This is a genomic window from Cohnella lubricantis (genome assembly GCF_014212015.1).
Taxonomy (GTDB): Bacteria; Bacillota; Bacilli; order Paenibacillales; family Paenibacillaceae; genus Cohnella; species Cohnella lubricantis.
On record NZ_JACJVN010000033.1, the window covers coordinates 100,291 to 115,791 of the forward strand.

A 15,501-nucleotide genomic window follows, 5' to 3' on the forward strand; every position below is an offset into this window, starting at 1 on the left:
CATGCGCCATACGCAGAGCTCACCTTAGGGCATTAGTCCCCTAGGGTGAGCTTTTTTTAGTATAGCTAAGCCTGTCTTGAAATGGCCGTTCGAATACAGCAAAGTCAATTTTTGGCTTGGCCTCAAGTCATTCGCCTACTTCCCCCACATACAATTAGGAGAGAATGCTCACTTCGGTGCCAAGAAGGAGGTAAGACCTTGTACGACGACCAATGGAGAGTGTGGAAGCCGTACGTGAGTCCGTGGGATCCCTGTCCGCCGATTCTGGAGAAAGCGTATGTCGTGCCGCCCCAACTGTTCTTGGGCTTCCAACCGATGAATATGCCGCAATTCTCGCTTGACGAAGCGCTATACAGAGGGACGCTGTGGCCGGCGCTCTACAGTCCGTATCCGTCGCGCCGCAGCGCCGACGTCAAAGGGGGGTGAGCCGGGATGGCGGAACGCCAAGAGGGCCAAGAGGGCCAAGGGAACGAGGAGGTTCAGCAGGAAGCGGATCGTCATGGGACGTCCGTACCAGGAGATGCCAAGTACGTCGCCGAGCTGGAGCAGCTTCAGAAGGTGGACTTCGCGCTGGTGGAGCTGACGCTCTATCTGGATACCCATCCGTACGACATGCAAGCCCTTCAGCAGTTCAATCAGCTGACCCAGCAGCGCATGCAGATGGCTCATGCGTTCGAGATCAAGTACGGTCCGTTGCTGCAGTTCGGCCATAGCTTCAGCCGATTTCCCTGGCAATGGTCGCAGTCGCCGTGGCCATGGCAAGTATGAGGAGGGGCGCGAATGTGGATTTATGAGAAAAAGCTGCAGTATCCCGTCAGAGTCAGCAAATGCGATCCTCGGATGGCGCGGTACCTGATCGAGCAATATGGAGGAGCAGATGGCGAGCTGTCCGCAGCTCTTCGGTATTTGAACCAGCGTTATACGATCCCGGACCGAGTCGTCGGCTTGCTTAATGACATTGGCACGGAAGAATTCGCGCACCTCGAGATGATTGCGACGATGGTCTATAAGCTGACGAAGGATGCGACGCCTGAGCAGCTTGAAGCTGCCGGATTGGGCCCGCATTTCGTCAACCATGACAAAGCGCTGTTCTATCAAGACGCTTCGGGCAATCCGTGGACGGCGACTTACATTCAAGCCAAGGGAGATCCGATTGCCGACTTGTATGAAGACATCGCGGCGGAGGAGAAAGCGCGGGCGACGTATCAGTGGCTGATCGACTATACGGATGATGTCGATATCCAAGACGCGCTGAAGTTCCTCAGGGAGCGCGAGGTCGTTCACTCGCAGCGCTTCCGGGAAGCGGTGGAGATTCTGAAGGCGGACCGGGAGCAGAAGAAGATTTTCTGACAGGGAGGCTGGTGCTTAACGGGGAATAGAGAAGGCTGCCCGAACCGGTGATGCCGGTCTTAGGCAGCCTTTGCTGTTGAAGTAGATAGGATAGCCATTACTTAAAGAATAAGAAGTTCGTCGCGAGCGGCCGCAGCTGTCCGTCGGAAGGATGATTCACGATCCGATCTTTGAAAATCAAGGTGCTGGAACCGCCGCCGTCGAGGTTATAGCCGTCAACTGTGCCGTAGCGGGCGAGCAGCAGCTGTATCTCCTCCAGCGTCGCGCCGGAGCTGCCGTTCTCGTCCCGGCCATCGATGACTAGGAACAAGATTTGATTGTCCTTGTAGCTCGCGATAACGGTACGCGGCGCGCGATTCGGGCTTGTCTGCCACTTGGATGGAATCGCTAGATTGACGCCGTTCTTGCGGAGCATGGGCACGAATGAAGCGCCGAACGTCGGGTTCAGCTTGTCCAATTGGGCTTGGCTGGAGAACCGGCCGCCGATCAGCTTCAACTGATCGTTCAAGCCGACGAAGAACAGGTCGTTATAGGACGCTTCGAAGCCGTTCACGTATTTGCCGTTCACGACCGTCGTGCTGAGCGGATACCGCTTGCCCCGCGCATCGGCGAAGCCGCCGGCGTTGACGCCTGCGATCGCTCCGGTTCGGCGCACAGCCTCGAGCGTCGTCTCCGATCCGCCGAACTTGTCCTTGCCGAGGGCGAGCTTCATCCCTTCGGCGCTCTTCAACTGAACCTTGAGCGCATAGCCGCTGAAGCGCTGAGCCTGTATGGCGAACAGCTGAGCTCGCAGATTGCTTGACTGCACCGAATCGATCTGCTTGCCGAGCTTGCTTGTGATGCGAGTGTCATAGATCTGTGCGGGACGGTTCACTTGCGCGGCAGCAGTCTTCATGATCGCGTCCATCGACTCGTTCGTCTTGACATACAGCTCGGACACTTGCTTGATCGATTGCGAGATCTGCCCGGCGATGACCGCCGCATCGTTCAGGCCGTTCGATGTGCCGCTCGAATATTGGGAGAGACGAGGCGCGTCCGGAAGAGACGCCTGGCTTGCTCCGCTGTCAACCAACGTAATGCTGAAGTTCGTAATTGATAACCATATCATCAATCCGATGAACGGAGCGCAGGCGAGCAGGACGGTCCGGTTCAACCGTTGGATAGGTGACAAGGTCATTTCAACACGTCCAGATTTTTCTTTAATTGATCCAGTTGCTGCTTGAGCTCGCTGATTTGGGTATACAGCTTGTTGCTGCTGTCGGTCTTATCGGATGCGTTATCCTTGTTGAACGTCAGCAATTCGTTGAGTGACTGGACTTTGGACTCGAGCTCCGCCATCTCGCTCTCGTAGCTGGCGCGCATCTCTTGCAATTGCTTCGTATAGTCGGCTTGCACGGCTTCGATCTGGCGGGCAGTCTGGGCGCTGAGATCGGCGGACAATTGCTGCTTCACGTGATCGGTGTACCATATGGCTCCTGCGATGCCGGCTCCGATGAGCACGACCCACAGCGCGATGTACGGGAGGATGGACGGTCTGGTTCGGGGGCGCGTTCGCCGCTCTTCGGTGCTGGCGATCACTGGCATGTTCGTACTCATAATAGTAACTGCTTCACCTCTAATTCCTTGCTGCTAGTCATTGTTGAGACCCTATTGTAGCATAAGCTTTGATAGAATCACCGCAATAATTGACGTTATTTGTCGGTAAAGGTTGCTTGTCCAAACAGGAATTCGTTATGATGGGAAAAAGTACTTCATCATCCCCAAGGAGCTGGACATGACGAACGCTGGATTGCCGGAAGCGGTACTATTTGACTTGGACGGAACGCTCTTCCGCACCGAGACATTGCTGGAGACGGTACACCGCAGAGTATTTGAGACGCTGCGCGAGGAAGGGTTATATACGTCGGAGGAGCCGCCGGTGGAACGGCTGCTGGGCTCGCTCGGCATGCTGCTCGAGCATATCTGGCAGCGGGTCATGCCGGACGGTTCCCCGGAAGCGCACGAGAGAGCTAATGAGCTATTGCTGCGCTATGAGATTGAGGAGCTGGAGAAGGGGATCGGCGAATTGTACCCAGGCGTTCCCGAGACGCTGCGCAAGCTGCGGGAGCGGGGCATTCGGTTGTTCGTGGCGAGCAATGGCCTCGAGCAATATGTGAAGGAAGTGCCGAGGCTTAGAGGCATCGCGGATCTGTTCGAGGGCTTCTACAGCGCTGGCGAATACGCCACGCAGACGAAGGCGGAGCTGGTACGCATTCTACTGGAGAAGCATGGGGTCCGGTCGGCTTGGATGGTCGGCGACCGTTCATCTGACGTGGAGGCGGGCAAGCAGAACGGCCTCTTCGTCGTCGGCTGCGATTACGCGGGCTTCCGCCGCGAAGGCGAGCTTGACGGCGCGGACGCGCTCATCGGAAGCTTCGCAGATCTGGAGCAGCTGATCGCGCAGCGCGCGTGAGCGAGCAGATCAGCGACAGCGGCGCAGAAGCGCGAGGTCGCCGGGATGGATACGCTAGCAAGCCGGCGAAGCCGGGATAGGGAGCGACGGAAGGCGCGTGAACGAGCTGTAAGCCGGCGAAGCCGGGTTAGGATCGGCGAGCGCTGCCGCTATACCTGCAAGCGAACAAATGGGTTGCCCTCAAGGGCAACCCATTTGTTCGAATACTGCCGCTTGCGTTCCTTACGGTCACCATAGCCGCTATTTGCGCCAAAGCGGTGCGTAAAATGTTCTAACGGAACTTACGGCCGTTAGCAAGGCGGTTATGGCCCGCATTCTACCGAGACGAGGCAATTAGCGTCCCTCGCTTCCGTTAGAATTCGAAAGGAGCAAAAATCCGCGGAATAACGGCACGGGCAGCCGTTAGAGGCTATAGCTTTCGAGAATAGAGATTCGGCTGCACGCGCGGCCGCCCCCATTAGTCCGGCAACGGCGTACCCCGGTGCTCCTGCAGCAGAGCGGGAGGCAGCAGCATGCCGGAACGCCCCGACTCCGCCCCCTGCCCCTGTGTCCCTTGCGTCCGCTGAACCCCTTGCGTCCCCTGCGTCCCTTGCGCGCCTTGGGTGCGTTGGTCGGCCAGCCCGCTTCGTCCGCTTCGCTTCGCGCGGTACAGCCACATAGCATACTCGAGCGGCCTCGTCAGCGCCTTCCGGTACACGTCCCGCTCCCCCGCGCGGATGAACACCTCGCGGGCGGGCTTCGGGTTCACCTCGAGCAGCCAGACGCGGCCGCTTCGGTCGATCGCCAAATCCAGCGCGAGCTCGCACAATGCGCCGATGTTCGCCTCCAGATGCTTCGCGACCGCAATGCCGAGCCTCTCGGCCGTCTGGCGAATCTGCGCGATCTTGCTCTCGCTGCCGACCCATTGCCGCAGCAGCGAGTTCATCGGAGCCGCTGTTCCGCCGCCGTGCAGATTGGACGTGATGCTCCGCGGCGGCCCGACGCGTCCCGCGCATCCGGTCACTTCCCATTCGCCGAGGCCGTTCTTCTGAACGAGCAGCCGATAATCGTGCACGCGTCCGTTCGGCAGCCGAATATGAAGCCCCTGCTGCACGATGTAGCGATCTCCTCTCATGTCCCAAGACCGCAGCTCGCCGGACAGATGCTCTCGATAGATACGCTTCGGTTGGACGATCCGACGCGAATGATTGCGTCCCTGCAGCAGCAGCGTGCCGTTCTTCAGCTTCTCGATGCGGAGAATGCCGCGGCCCCCCGTTCCGTTGATCGGCTTCAGATAGAGCAGCGAGTACCGCGACAGCATCGATTGAACGTCCTCCGGACCGCTATATAAGCGAGTGGCGGGGAGATGCGCGCGGAAGGAAGAGACTTTGCCCAGCGTGCGGTAGATCGTCCACTTGTTCCGAAGCGGCCGGTTCAGGAACAACAAGTGCGCGTACTTCTTGCGGAATTCGAGCAGTTGCTCGAACCGCTTGCTACGCTGGATGCGGCAGCGGTCGTAGATCATTTGGGGCAGCCGCACTTTCCTGCGATACCAGGCACGGGATTTCGTCCGGTAGAAAAGCGCGTTGACGCGTCCGTTATCATCGACGTCGGCCGGCGTGAAGACGAATATGCTGAGCCCCATCCGGGCGCCGGCGGCGATCATCTTCTCATAGACGCTTTTCTCTTCGAGCACTTTGTTGTCGTTCAGATAGAGAGTGAGAATGCCAAGCTCAGGCTGTGCCAAACGGACTCACCCCCGAGCGGCAGCCGCCGAACCTGCGGCTGCTTCAGCCTTGACGCCGCTGACGCCGCTGACGCCGCTAACGCTGCCGGCGCTCCTAACGCTGCTGAGGCTCTGCCCGAATTCAAGGCGCAGCGCCGGCTTGCCTGCCGGCAAGCTCTCGAGGCCGACGGCGACGAAGCCGGCCGCGAAGCACGCGGCGAGGCTCGCGGTCTGGCCGAGGGGGACGCGGCAGCTCAGCCGCCCCCACTCCATGCCCAGCCGCGCCAGCAGGCTGCGGCAGATGCCGCGTCCCCGCAGCGCGGGATGGACGACGGCAAGACACGCCTCTTCCCCGCAGCCTGCCGCGAATGCGACGCCAGCCGGCTGGCCGCCTGCCGTGAACATGACGGCAATCGCCGTTCCGGGCAGGTTCAGTTCAGCCGCTTGCAGCCGCACAAGCCGAAGCCAGGCGGCAGAGCCGATTCCCCGGTCTCCATGCGTGCGGACGAATCGGAGCAGCGGGAGCCGCTTGCGTTCCCACTCCTCCGCTGTCAACAATTCGACATTCATTGGGCAGAGCCCCCTTTGGTTTGAAGGGACGTTTGGTACAAGTACTGGCTGTAATGATAGATTTGCTCCAGCGACTTCTGGCGGATATGCGGTTCGTCGAACTTCATCGGCTTCGAATTGGCCTCGAAGAACCAAATCTCGCCGGATTCGTCTATGCCAAGATCCATCGACATCTCGCCCAACCGCCCTTTGGACGATCGCTCGATCTGGCGCGCGAGCAGCAGTGTCGTGGACTTCACCTTCATCATGACGCGCCGCGCTTTGTCCTGGCCGAAGACCGAGATGAGCACCTTCTCGGGATCCTCGATATAGCCGCCTCTCGGCACATGCGTGGTGATGCTCTTGCTGCCGGCGACTCTCGCGCCGATGCCGGTCAGCTCCCAACGGCCCGCGCCGTTCTTCTGGACCAGCGCGCGCAGGTCGAAGGGACGGTCGTTATGCGACGCGAGGGCGATGCCTTGCTGAGCGATATACGGTTCCCCGATCGCCTTCGATTGCTTGTCGACGCGCTCCCACAGCCGATGCAGGGTGGAGCATCGATATGTCCGGCTTCCTTTCTCCTCCTGAATCTGAAGCTTGTAAGGCAAATTACGTTCCGGCTGCACCTTAACCGACATGATGCCGACGCCGGCTTTGCCCCTTATTGGCTTCAAATACAGGAGCGAGTGCCGCTTCAATAGGCTGGTCAGAACGGGCTGTGCGGTCAGCTTCCGGGTCTCCGGAACGAAGCCGCGCGTTGCCTTCGACTGCTTCAGCCATTGAAACAGCGACCATTTGTTGAAGAAGCGGCGATTAAACAGCAGAGTGTCCGGCCGCTTGGCGATCGCCTTGAGTTTGCTTCGCACCCGAGGGAGCCGTTCGTCCTCGCGGAGCGGAATCCGGTTGTAGATGACATGCGGCCGAGGGAAGTAGGCTTTGACCCAGCTGTCGCTCTTCGCCTGATACGTGTACCCGACCACATGCCGGCGGTTCAGGTTCAAGTGCTTAACGGTCACGACGTAAGAGAGGAATCCGAGCTTCTCTCCGGTCGAGATCAGATCCGCGAAGTTGAGGCGATTGCCTCGGAAGATTTGAATATCGTCGTCAATCGTCAGGATCGCCAGAACGGGCTTGTTGTCGGGAGCATCTTCGATTCGGATCTGCGGTTCCATGAGACTCATACCCGGCATCATGACGTTTCTTCCTTCCTGCGGAATTTGCTCAAGTACAGGCAATGGTCAAGAATGTACTCCATCGAAGCGCGTCCTTGCGCCTTAAGGGCGGGATGCTTGAAGATCGACCGCCCGGGCTTCGCGTTGGCCTCGAACATCCAAATGTTGGCATCCCGGTCGATGCCGATGTCCAGCCCCAGTTCTCCTAACGTATGCGTGTAATTGCGCTCGATCGCCTCCGACAGCCGGACGGCGACCTGCTTCGCGTTCCCGAGTATCTCCTGCGCCTTGTCGCCGAATGTTCGGCTGAGCGCCTGCTCGGGCGTCATCAGCGACCCGCCGTTCTTGATATGCGTCGTCACGCTTCCGCGTCCGGCTTTCTTAGCGCCGATGCCGGCGACGACCCAGTTGTTGCTGCCGTCCTTATGCATGTGGAAGCGGAAGTCGATCGGGCAATTGTCAATCTCCACCAGCCGGATGCCCTGCTGCACGACGTAGCGAGAGAGAGTGCTGCCGTGGCGCGCACGCAGCATTCGGACCAGGCTGGAGAACTGATTGAACCGCAGCAGCACGTTGGAGCCGTTCCGCCGATATCTGGCGTAATAGCCTCTGCGCGGATGATAGGTGAGCCTGTAGATGCCGTTGCCGAGACTGCCGCCTGTCGGCTTGAAATACAGGAAATGGTGCTTCTCCAGCATTTCTTTGATCTTGGCCGGCGACGGATTGTTAATCGATTCCGGAAGATGGCTGAGCGCTTCGGGTTCGTTGCTCAGCAGATTATACACATCCGACTTGTTGAAGAAGCTCCAGTTGAAGAAGGGGATCTTCTTCCGAACGAATCGCTCGCGCAACGTGACGATCTCCGATCCTGTCTCGGCCCTGCGGCTTGGCAGCCGATTGTAGACGACATCCGGCAGCGGAACCACTTTGCGCGTCCAGCCGCCGCTGCCGTCAAGGAACCAGCCGTGCACCGTCTCTTGCTGCCAGTTGATGTCCCGAGGCGTGAAGGCGAAGAAGTAGGCTTTCTTCCGGCCTAGGGTCAGCAGCTGCTTGATAAAGGTCGTCCGGGGGCCGAATGGAGCCTCCGAAGAGCGGTAGGAGCTGTCTGTCAAAATGCCGATTAACGGTCCGAGCTTTATTTCTGTGTCGCTGTCCCCCAAGAGATAGACGTTGCCGGAATTGGGGATGCGGACCGAACGGCGCAGCCCGGACGATAGGTACACATGGTGGCCTTTGCGGTTGATCGTGCGAACCGACGCCGGCACGGTATCCCGGCCGAGCTTGACGTTGATCGATTTACGTCCGTTCAGCTTCAGAAGCTTCGCAAGCGGGCTGGATAACCAGACGACTCTCTCCGGCCGCTGGGTGAAGTGGACGTTACATAAGGTCAAACTCATGAAATACCCTCCCAAGGTGATCGAAGCAGGATATGACGGGCATAAGCAAGCGGCCGCTCGGCGGCTTCCGCAGCCGCGGCTTCGCCGGCGCACGCCATCGAGGCGCGCCCGGGTTTGGAATTTGCCTCCAAGAACCAACACTGGCCCGTGCGGTCGATCCCGAAGTCAAGACCGAGCTCCGCGAATGGGCCGAACGACTCTTCGATCCGAATCAGGACAGCATCAGCGGCGTCCTGAAGCTCTGCCAGAAGGGAATCGGCTTCTCGTTCGCCGAACAGGTCCGTCAAATATTGCTGCGCGTTGCGAGCTTCGCCGCCGCCGTGAAGATTGGTCGTGACGGCCCCGGATCGGCCGCGGCGAGCCGCGAGTCCCGTTCTCGCCCATCGGCCTTCGCCGTCCCGCTGCATCAAGATGCGCAAGTCGAACGGCTCGCCGTCTAGCCCCTGCAATTCAAGCGCCGGCTGCATCAGATAAGTGCGATTCCCGATCCATCGATGGATGCGGGCGATCGCTTCCGATTCGGGCTGTCCGATTAATCGATAAGAACGGTTGGAGCTCGTTCTGCCGCGGACAGTCACGATGCCGGACATCCCGCTGTCCCGGGATAGGACGATAACCCTTCGGCCTTGCGAGCCGCTAGAAGGCTTCAAGAATGCGGCTCCTCCGCAGCGATCAAGCCATGCCGTTAGCGAGGCTTCTCCGCGGTAGAGCGCGGTTGGCGGCAGCCATCGGCGCAGCTCCGGAGCGCGCAGCAAGGCTCGGAGCACAGCGGCTTTGCCGGGCAGCTTGCTGTTTAGCAGCCTCAAGCGTCCGGACGCTCTCATGCGGTTCATAGACGTCCGGTGCCGTTCGTAGGCGGCTCCGTCTCTGGGCCATGCGCGATCGTAGGCGAGCGAAGGGGCCGGCCGCGCCTCCCGAATCCAGCCGCCGCGCCAGGTCCAGGCGAGAACGCTGTCCTGCGCTTCGTCCCATGTGGACGGGGAGAAGGCGAAGACATCAAGCCCCAGCTTAGCGCCGTCTCGAATGAGGCGGCGAATGAACGAAGCTTCAGCGAAGGGCGGCGAGCCGGAACGCTCGCATACCACGATGCCTAGCACGGGCGATTCGGTCGCCCGGCGAATCAACTTTGTTCCCGAAGCCGTGACGACAGGTACAACCAGCGGTTTAGAAGCCGGACAGATAACGGGCATATTGTATCATCATCCGCACCGAGGGGCGGATCTTCCCTTCGTTTAATGGGGTGTTATCGTTCTTGGATGGCTTGGAATTAACCTCCAGAAGCCATACTCTTCCTCCAGTATCCAATGCCAGATCGATGCCAAGTTCTCCGAAGTGCGCCGGGATTCGGGTATCGACCCCTTTGGCGATATCTAATGCGGCCCGCTTCAGTCGGGCGTAGGCGCTTCCGCGGAACATCTGGGGCAGATTAGACTTTGCGACCGAATCTCGGACGCCGGCGAGCGTGCCGCCGCGCGCCAGATTCGAGACATAATGCTGGCTTCCCGCCGTCCGCCCGACGATAGATGTCACGACCCATGCGCCGGATCCGTTCTTCTGGGCAAGCGCCCGGAAGTCGACGGGGCGGCCCGAAGATTCGATTAGCGTCAAGCCTTGCTGGACCAGGTAACGAACCGTCTTCATCTTCCCGGAGATCGCAGAGAAGAACTTGAGTAGATTCGGATACGTCGCCCTCCGGGTTCCCCCGACAGTCGTGAACGATGCCAGCCAGCCCTCCGTTCCTTGTCTCGACAGCCGAATAATGCCTTTGCCCAAGGAGCCTCTGACCGGCTTCAGGAAGACGACAGGGTAACGGGCGCACATGCTTTTGAGCATCGTGTAATTGCGAAGCGTATGCGATTCGGGCAAATATCGCTGCAGCGAGGTATCGCCGGCGAGCGCTTCGAACACTTCCGATTTGTCCAGGAACTTCTCGTTGAATACGACCGCGCCGTATCGCTGCTTGATCTCGCGGAAAAATTGCTGCACGATCGGGCGGTTCTCCAGCTTGCGCGACGTTAGGCGGTTGTTGACGACATCCGGCGCGGGCAGCGTCGTTCGATACCAGCTGCCGCCGCCCCATACCCATCCTTCAACAGATCTCAGATCGCTGTGAATAGCGGACGGCGTGAAGAAATACACATAAGCTCCCTGACTGCGGCAAGTATCCGTCAGCTCCCGGCAGAACATCGTTATGCTGCCGAACGGCTTGTCGGGTTGGTCGATATAGTCGCGGCTGACGAGAACGCCGATCAGAGGGCCGAGTGCGAGCGTGCGCGAACCGGACCGGTATTGGAGCCTCAGCCTGGCGCCGGAATGCAGGCCCCATTTTCCAGCCAACGACTGACTGATGCGCATGCCGTCGTAACGTGAGACGGAGACGATCGATACGGTCTGCCGAGCAGATCCGAACTGCAGCGACAGCGGCTGCTGGACCGGGATTTTGGCTTGCTTGATCACGGATTCCCCCAGCGCGAGGACGTCTTCGGGCAAGATGCCGGAGCTGATGACCTGGACGTCGATTTTCGGGGTCGCCATGCTTTGTTCTCCTTCCACCGTGTCGAATTTCTTGGATGTAGACCGGATAAGGCTACTCTCCCGGGGGCATGCGAGAATACTCCATCATATGAGGACATCTATCCATCGGTGATTGGCCACATCAGGGGAAAACCGCTATACTAAAACCGATTGCGGATCAGGACGGATATGGACCGATTGGACGAGCGAATGGGAGCTAGCAGAAGGGGATTGCCATGAGAGAGATGGAGAGCGTTACGCAACATGCCAATGGATGGATTCAACTGAAGGTGCCTTTGCCGTTCTCGCTGCGATGGGTGAACGCTTACTTGCTTCCCGAATCGGAGGGAGGCTGGACGGTTATCGACCCGGGCTTGCGATCGAAGGAGACGGAGGCATTCTGGGAGGAACGGCTCGCCGAGCTCGGCATGGACTGGGCGGATTGCCGGAAGATCGTCGTGACGCATTATCATCCGGATCACTACGGCTTGGCCGGATGGTTCCAGCAGCGAACGGGAGCGCCGGTCTATCTGTCGAAAATAACGCAGGATTGCGCGGTCCGGCTGTGGAGCGAAGGCGAGACGTATTCCGCGCAGCTGCTCGCCGCGTTCCAAGCGCACGGCTTGCCGGACGAACAGACGGACGGCATGAACGCTCATATGAGCGGAGTGTTCGCGCAGGTGCTGCCGCATCCGAAGGATGTCCGGTTCCTTCCCGAGCCAGGCGAGAGATTCGCGATGGCCGGCGCCGAGTGGTTATTGGTCGGCGGCTCGGGACATGCGCTCGGGCATATCTCCTTCTATGATCCGGAGCGGGAGGTCATCCTGTGCGGCGATCAGGTGCTGCCGCAGATTACGCCGAATATCGGCTGGATGCCCGGGTCGGATCCGGATCCGCTCGGCTCCTATCTATCGAGCCTGCGGGCGATGCTGCCTCTCGGCGAGGCGTATGCGTACCCGGGGCATCGCGATCCGTTCGCCGGTTTGGCGACGCGGATCGGCGAGATTCTGGCGCACCATGAGCGCAGGCTGCGGAGGATGGAGGAGCTGCTCGCGGAAGCGGGGGCGATGACAGCTTATCAGATGTGCGAGAAGCTGTTCGGCACGAAGGTGCAGGGGAATCCCCACAATATGCGGTTCGCGATGGCGGAGACGATCGCACACTTGGTGCGAATGGAGCTGGAGGGGACGGCGAGCAGGCGCGCGGCGCAGCCGTCGTCGCCTATCGGCGGGCGCGAGCTTATTTATTTTGTGGCGGTTGGCGGCTAGGCTGCTTGACATGTCGAGGTTACGCAACGGCATGATAGATTGATAGAATAGAAGCGAATAGATGGACGAGGGATCAGGGGGGCAGCCGCATGAGCGTATTATCCATTCTGGCGAAGGCGAACGGACCGCTTGAACGTGTCATGCCGCTGCTGACGCCGACCGCGATCATCGTCGGCGCGATCTGCGGTTCGCGCCTGGCCTCTCTCGAAGGCTTGGTGCCTTGGGTGTTCGCGGTGATGACCTTCATCGGCAGCTTGAAGATCAGCTTCCTCGATATGCTGCGCGTGCTTCGCCGGCCGGAGAAGCTGGTCTGGCTAATGGTCATTCTCCATGTGCTGATGCCGGTGGTTGGGTGGACGGCTGGACGGCTGTTCTTCCCGGACGATCCGTATCTGGTGACCGGCTACGTGCTGCTGTTCGTCATACCGACCGGCGTCGTCAGCGTCGTCTGGGTGACGATCTACGGCGGCAATCTGGCGCTGACGCTCGCCTTGATTCTGGTCGATACGCTGCTGTCTCCGCTCGTCGTGCCGGCCAGCCTGTATGTGCTAATGGGTTCGACCGTCGATATTCAAGCCCGGGAGATGATGAAGGGACTGCTCTGGATGGTTGTCATTCCTTCTGTCATCGGCATGCTCTTGAATCAAGGCACTCGCGGGGAAGTGAACCGGAAGTGGGGACCGCCGCTCGCGCCGCTGGTGAAGGTGGGACTGTTCGTCGTCGTCGCGATCAACGGCTCCACGATCGCCCACGACCTGCGGCATGCGGACGCGCGGATGGCGCTGCTGGTCGTCGTGACGTTCGGGACGGTCATTCTCGGTTATCTCGTCGGATGGGGCGTGCCCGCGCTGTTCCGCTGGAACCACCAGGATGCCGTGGCGGTACAATTCAATTCGGGCATGCGCAACCTGAGCGCCGGGGCGGTCATCGCCGTGCAGTATTTCCCGCCGGCGGTGTCGCTGCCCGTCATCAGCGGCATGCTGTTCCAGCAGCTGCTGGCGGCCGCCTTCGGCTATCGAGTAGGCCGAAGCGAGCGGAAGCGAAGCGGCGCCTCCGCCGCGGCATAGAGCGATAGCGCTTCACTAGAATAAAAGAACCTCCGATCCACTCGGTTGTGGATTTGGAGGTTCCTTCTGCATCACTCCTCGCCAGATCCGTCGCCTGGCAGCACCGCCTCTTCCTTCTCCTCGCGCTCCGCCTGCTTGCGGTGCGCGATACGGCTGGATGCGGCTGCGGCAATGGCGCCGACGATGTCGTCAAGGAACGTGTGCACGTCCTTGCCGTTCTTCTCATTCAGCTTCTTGAGCACGCCGGGTTTGAACTTGTCGATGAAGCCGAAGTTGGTGAACCCGATGCTCCCGTACACGTTCACGATGCTGAGCGCCAGCACCTCGTCGCAGCCGTACAGCCCTTCGTCATTCTCGATCATGTTCTGCAGCGGCGGCAGCAGCTTGCGTTCTTCCGCCAGCATATCCAATTGAATGCCAGTCAGGACGGCATTTTGCACTTCGCGTTTAGACAGCACCGCTTCCACGTTGGCGATGCATTCATCGAGCGTCAACTCAGGGAAATAATCTTTCTGCAGCAGCATGACCAATTGGCCGATCTGGCCTTTGGATACGCCTCTTCTCGTCATCCATTCCTCTGTAGCTCTAGCTACTTCCTTGCTGTTCAGCCGATATGCGTTCGATTCGGACAACGAAGACACCTCTTTCGGTTCGAATTGCGGTTGTCCGCCGCAAGGCGGGACAAACCGTTCATACATTCCCCTCAGGGCTCGTATACATATTACTACAATCCAGAGCGCCGTAAAAATGACGGCGATATTATCCTATTCAGGAGGAATGAGCATGAAGCCAACCGCCGGACGCAAATTCGTTCGCAAGCTATTCCCGGCTCTGCTGTTGCTGCCGCTTGCCGCGGGCTGCGCGCAATCCGGACCTACCGCCAATACCGCTGCCGAACCGATCGACCCTCCGCCGGCCGAGTACGAGCAGGCTATGCTGCAGGAGACGGAGTCGATGCTCCACTCGACTTCAGCCCAGAACCCAGATGGCGCAGCGTCCGCCTCGACCCAGAACCTGGATGATGCAGCCTCTACCGAACTCCAGTCGGATCAAGCAGTCCAAGCGCAAACCCAGCCGGACGCCGATACGCAGCAGGACTCGTCGGATAAGGATGAATTGACCGTCTACTTGCAAGACCGCAACGGATATATCGCTCCGATGACGCTTCGGGTCGGTTCAGAGGACAGTGCCGATCGTACTCCCGAGGAGACGGCAGTAACCTGGATGACCAGCAATTCCGAATCGGCAGACCAGTTGCCGCCGGGATTCTCGCCGCTTCTGCCGGAGACGACGAAGGTGACGTCGATTCAATCCGAAGATGGAACGGTCACGATCGACTTCGCCTCGCCATTCCCGTCCGTCCCGGCCAATCAAGAACGGAAAATGATTGAAGCGCTCGTCTGGACGATGACGGAGCTTCCAGGGGTAGAGAATGTGAAGATCACCGTTGACGGACAAGCGCTTCGCGAACTGCCGGCTTCCGGACTGCCGCTGCCGGAGACGCTGTCACGCAATATGGGCATCAATCTGGAGCAGGCAAGCGGACTTACCGTGAGCCAATCGATGGCAGTCACCCTGTACTTCTCGGCGCGATCCGAGCAGGGAGAAGGCTACTTCGTTCCCGTTACCCGTCTGGTCAATCGGCAGCCGGACCGCAACCAAGCCGCATTGCAGGAATTGATCAAGGGTCCGCTTGACGAGAAGAAGCTGCAGCCGGTGCTGACCGAAGGCGTTACGGTGGAGAATATCACGACGAAGGAAGACACCGTGGTCGCTTCTCTGCTGGATCCGGGCTGGGAACCGGAGATGGAGATTCCGAGCGAGACGATGCAGGCTCTCGTACTGACGCTGACGGAAGCCTCGGGCGATCCCAAAGCGAGCATAACATTTAACGGCACCGCCGAATTCACGGATACGGATAACCGTTCCTATGACGAGCCGGTCGACCGCCCGACGTACATTAACGCCTTGTCACGCTGACCAATGGCGCCTAGTCCGCGTTGTTCCGCCGACGAATGACGCCTAGG

16 protein-coding genes are annotated in these 15,501 nt (G+C 59.6%); 7 read left to right on the plus strand and 9 right to left on the minus strand.

Translation table 11 applies throughout. The annotated features are described in order from the left end of the window. Positions 1-198 precede the first annotated feature (198 nt). Genes H4Q31_RS09460 through H4Q31_RS09470 form a run of 3 tightly spaced genes read left to right on the plus strand, consistent with a single transcriptional unit; the run spans position 199 to position 1,350 of the window. Positions 199-426, plus strand: a complete 228-nt coding sequence (locus H4Q31_RS09460) for a spore coat associated protein CotJA (RefSeq protein ID WP_245347145.1) — start codon at positions 199-201, stop codon at positions 424-426. Positions 427-432: 6 nt separating this feature from the next. Next, positions 433-768 (plus strand): spore coat protein CotJB, encoded by a 336-nt coding sequence (locus H4Q31_RS09465; protein WP_185178830.1) that lies wholly within the window; start codon positions 433-435, stop codon positions 766-768. Between the two features lie 12 nt (positions 769-780). Beyond that, positions 781-1,350 (plus strand): manganese catalase family protein, encoded by a 570-nt coding sequence (locus tag H4Q31_RS09470; RefSeq protein ID WP_185178831.1) that lies wholly within the window; start codon positions 781-783, stop codon positions 1,348-1,350. 97 nt (positions 1,351-1,447) lie between these two features. Here the strand turns inward: H4Q31_RS09470 and H4Q31_RS09475 are convergent, their stop codons facing one another. Together H4Q31_RS09475 and H4Q31_RS09480 are read right to left on the minus strand one after the other, a co-directional pair. Then, positions 1,448-2,527 (minus strand): phosphodiester glycosidase family protein, encoded by a 1,080-nt coding sequence (locus H4Q31_RS09475; RefSeq protein WP_185178832.1) that lies wholly within the window; start codon positions 2,525-2,527, stop codon positions 1,448-1,450. Continuing rightward, positions 2,524-2,946, minus strand: coding sequence for a hypothetical protein (locus H4Q31_RS09480; RefSeq protein ID WP_185178833.1), 423 nt, complete (start codon positions 2,944-2,946; stop codon positions 2,524-2,526). The genes H4Q31_RS09475 and H4Q31_RS09480 overlap by 4 nt, the downstream gene beginning before the upstream one ends. Before the next feature lie 178 nt (positions 2,947-3,124). Here H4Q31_RS09480 and H4Q31_RS09485 point away from each other — a divergent pair, with 178 nt between their 5' ends. After that, positions 3,125-3,802 carry an HAD family hydrolase gene (locus H4Q31_RS09485; protein ID WP_185178834.1) on the plus strand — a complete coding sequence of 226 codons (678 nt, stop codon included), beginning with the start codon at positions 3,125-3,127 and terminating at the stop codon, positions 3,800-3,802. A gap of 457 nt (positions 3,803-4,259) precedes the next feature. On the opposite strand, the gene H4Q31_RS09490 is transcribed toward H4Q31_RS09485, so the two are convergent. The 6 genes from H4Q31_RS09490 to H4Q31_RS09515 are packed head-to-tail and all read right to left on the minus strand — an operon-like array spanning position 4,260 to position 11,160. Next, positions 4,260-5,528 carry a YheC/YheD family endospore coat-associated protein gene (locus H4Q31_RS09490; RefSeq protein WP_185178835.1) on the minus strand — a complete coding sequence of 423 codons (1,269 nt, stop codon included), beginning with the start codon at positions 5,526-5,528 and terminating at the stop codon, positions 4,260-4,262. Positions 5,529-5,534: 6 nt separating this feature from the next. Further along, positions 5,535-6,077: a GNAT family protein gene (locus H4Q31_RS09495; protein ID WP_185178836.1), complete on the minus strand. Its 543-nt coding sequence runs from the start codon at positions 6,075-6,077 to the stop codon at positions 5,535-5,537. After that, a complete protein-coding gene (locus H4Q31_RS09500) occupies positions 6,074-7,246 on the minus strand; it encodes a YheC/YheD family endospore coat-associated protein (protein WP_245347163.1) in 1,173 nt (390 codons plus the stop codon). Before H4Q31_RS09500 ends, H4Q31_RS09495 begins: the two co-directional genes overlap by 4 nt. After that, a complete protein-coding gene (locus tag H4Q31_RS09505; protein WP_185178837.1) occupies positions 7,246-8,625 on the minus strand; it encodes a YheC/YheD family protein in 1,380 nt (459 codons plus the stop codon). The genes H4Q31_RS09500 and H4Q31_RS09505 overlap by 1 nt, the downstream gene beginning before the upstream one ends. Beyond that, the gene (locus H4Q31_RS09510; RefSeq protein ID WP_185178838.1) at positions 8,622-9,815 is read right to left on the minus strand and encodes a YheC/YheD family endospore coat-associated protein; all 1,194 of its coding nucleotides are present in this window, start codon (positions 9,813-9,815) and stop codon (positions 8,622-8,624) included. The genes H4Q31_RS09505 and H4Q31_RS09510 overlap by 4 nt, the downstream gene beginning before the upstream one ends. Then, entirely contained in the window at positions 9,790-11,160 is a 1,371-nt protein-coding gene (locus H4Q31_RS09515) for a YheC/YheD family endospore coat-associated protein (protein WP_185178839.1), read from the minus strand. The genes H4Q31_RS09510 and H4Q31_RS09515 overlap by 26 nt, the downstream gene beginning before the upstream one ends. A 215-nt stretch (positions 11,161-11,375) precedes the next feature. Between H4Q31_RS09515 and H4Q31_RS09520 the strand changes: the two genes are divergently transcribed. Further along, on the plus strand, positions 11,376-12,407 hold the full coding sequence (locus H4Q31_RS09520; protein ID WP_185178840.1) for an MBL fold metallo-hydrolase: 1,032 nt from the start codon (positions 11,376-11,378) through the stop codon (positions 12,405-12,407). An 89-nt stretch (positions 12,408-12,496) separates the two neighbouring features. Further along, positions 12,497-13,474, plus strand: coding sequence for a bile acid:sodium symporter family protein (locus tag H4Q31_RS09525; RefSeq protein WP_185178841.1), 978 nt, complete (start codon positions 12,497-12,499; stop codon positions 13,472-13,474). Between the two features lie 71 nt (positions 13,475-13,545). Here H4Q31_RS09525 and H4Q31_RS09530 read toward each other — a convergent pair whose 3' ends face one another. Beyond that, positions 13,546-14,106, minus strand: a complete 561-nt coding sequence (locus H4Q31_RS09530) for a phosphatidylglycerophosphatase A family protein (protein WP_245347144.1) — start codon at positions 14,104-14,106, stop codon at positions 13,546-13,548. 151 nt (positions 14,107-14,257) lie between these two features. On the opposite strand from H4Q31_RS09530, the gene H4Q31_RS09535 reads away from it, so the two are divergent. Further along, entirely contained in the window at positions 14,258-15,454 is a 1,197-nt protein-coding gene (locus H4Q31_RS09535; RefSeq protein ID WP_185178843.1) for a GerMN domain-containing protein, read from the plus strand. The last annotated feature ends 47 nt before the right edge of the window (positions 15,455-15,501 follow it).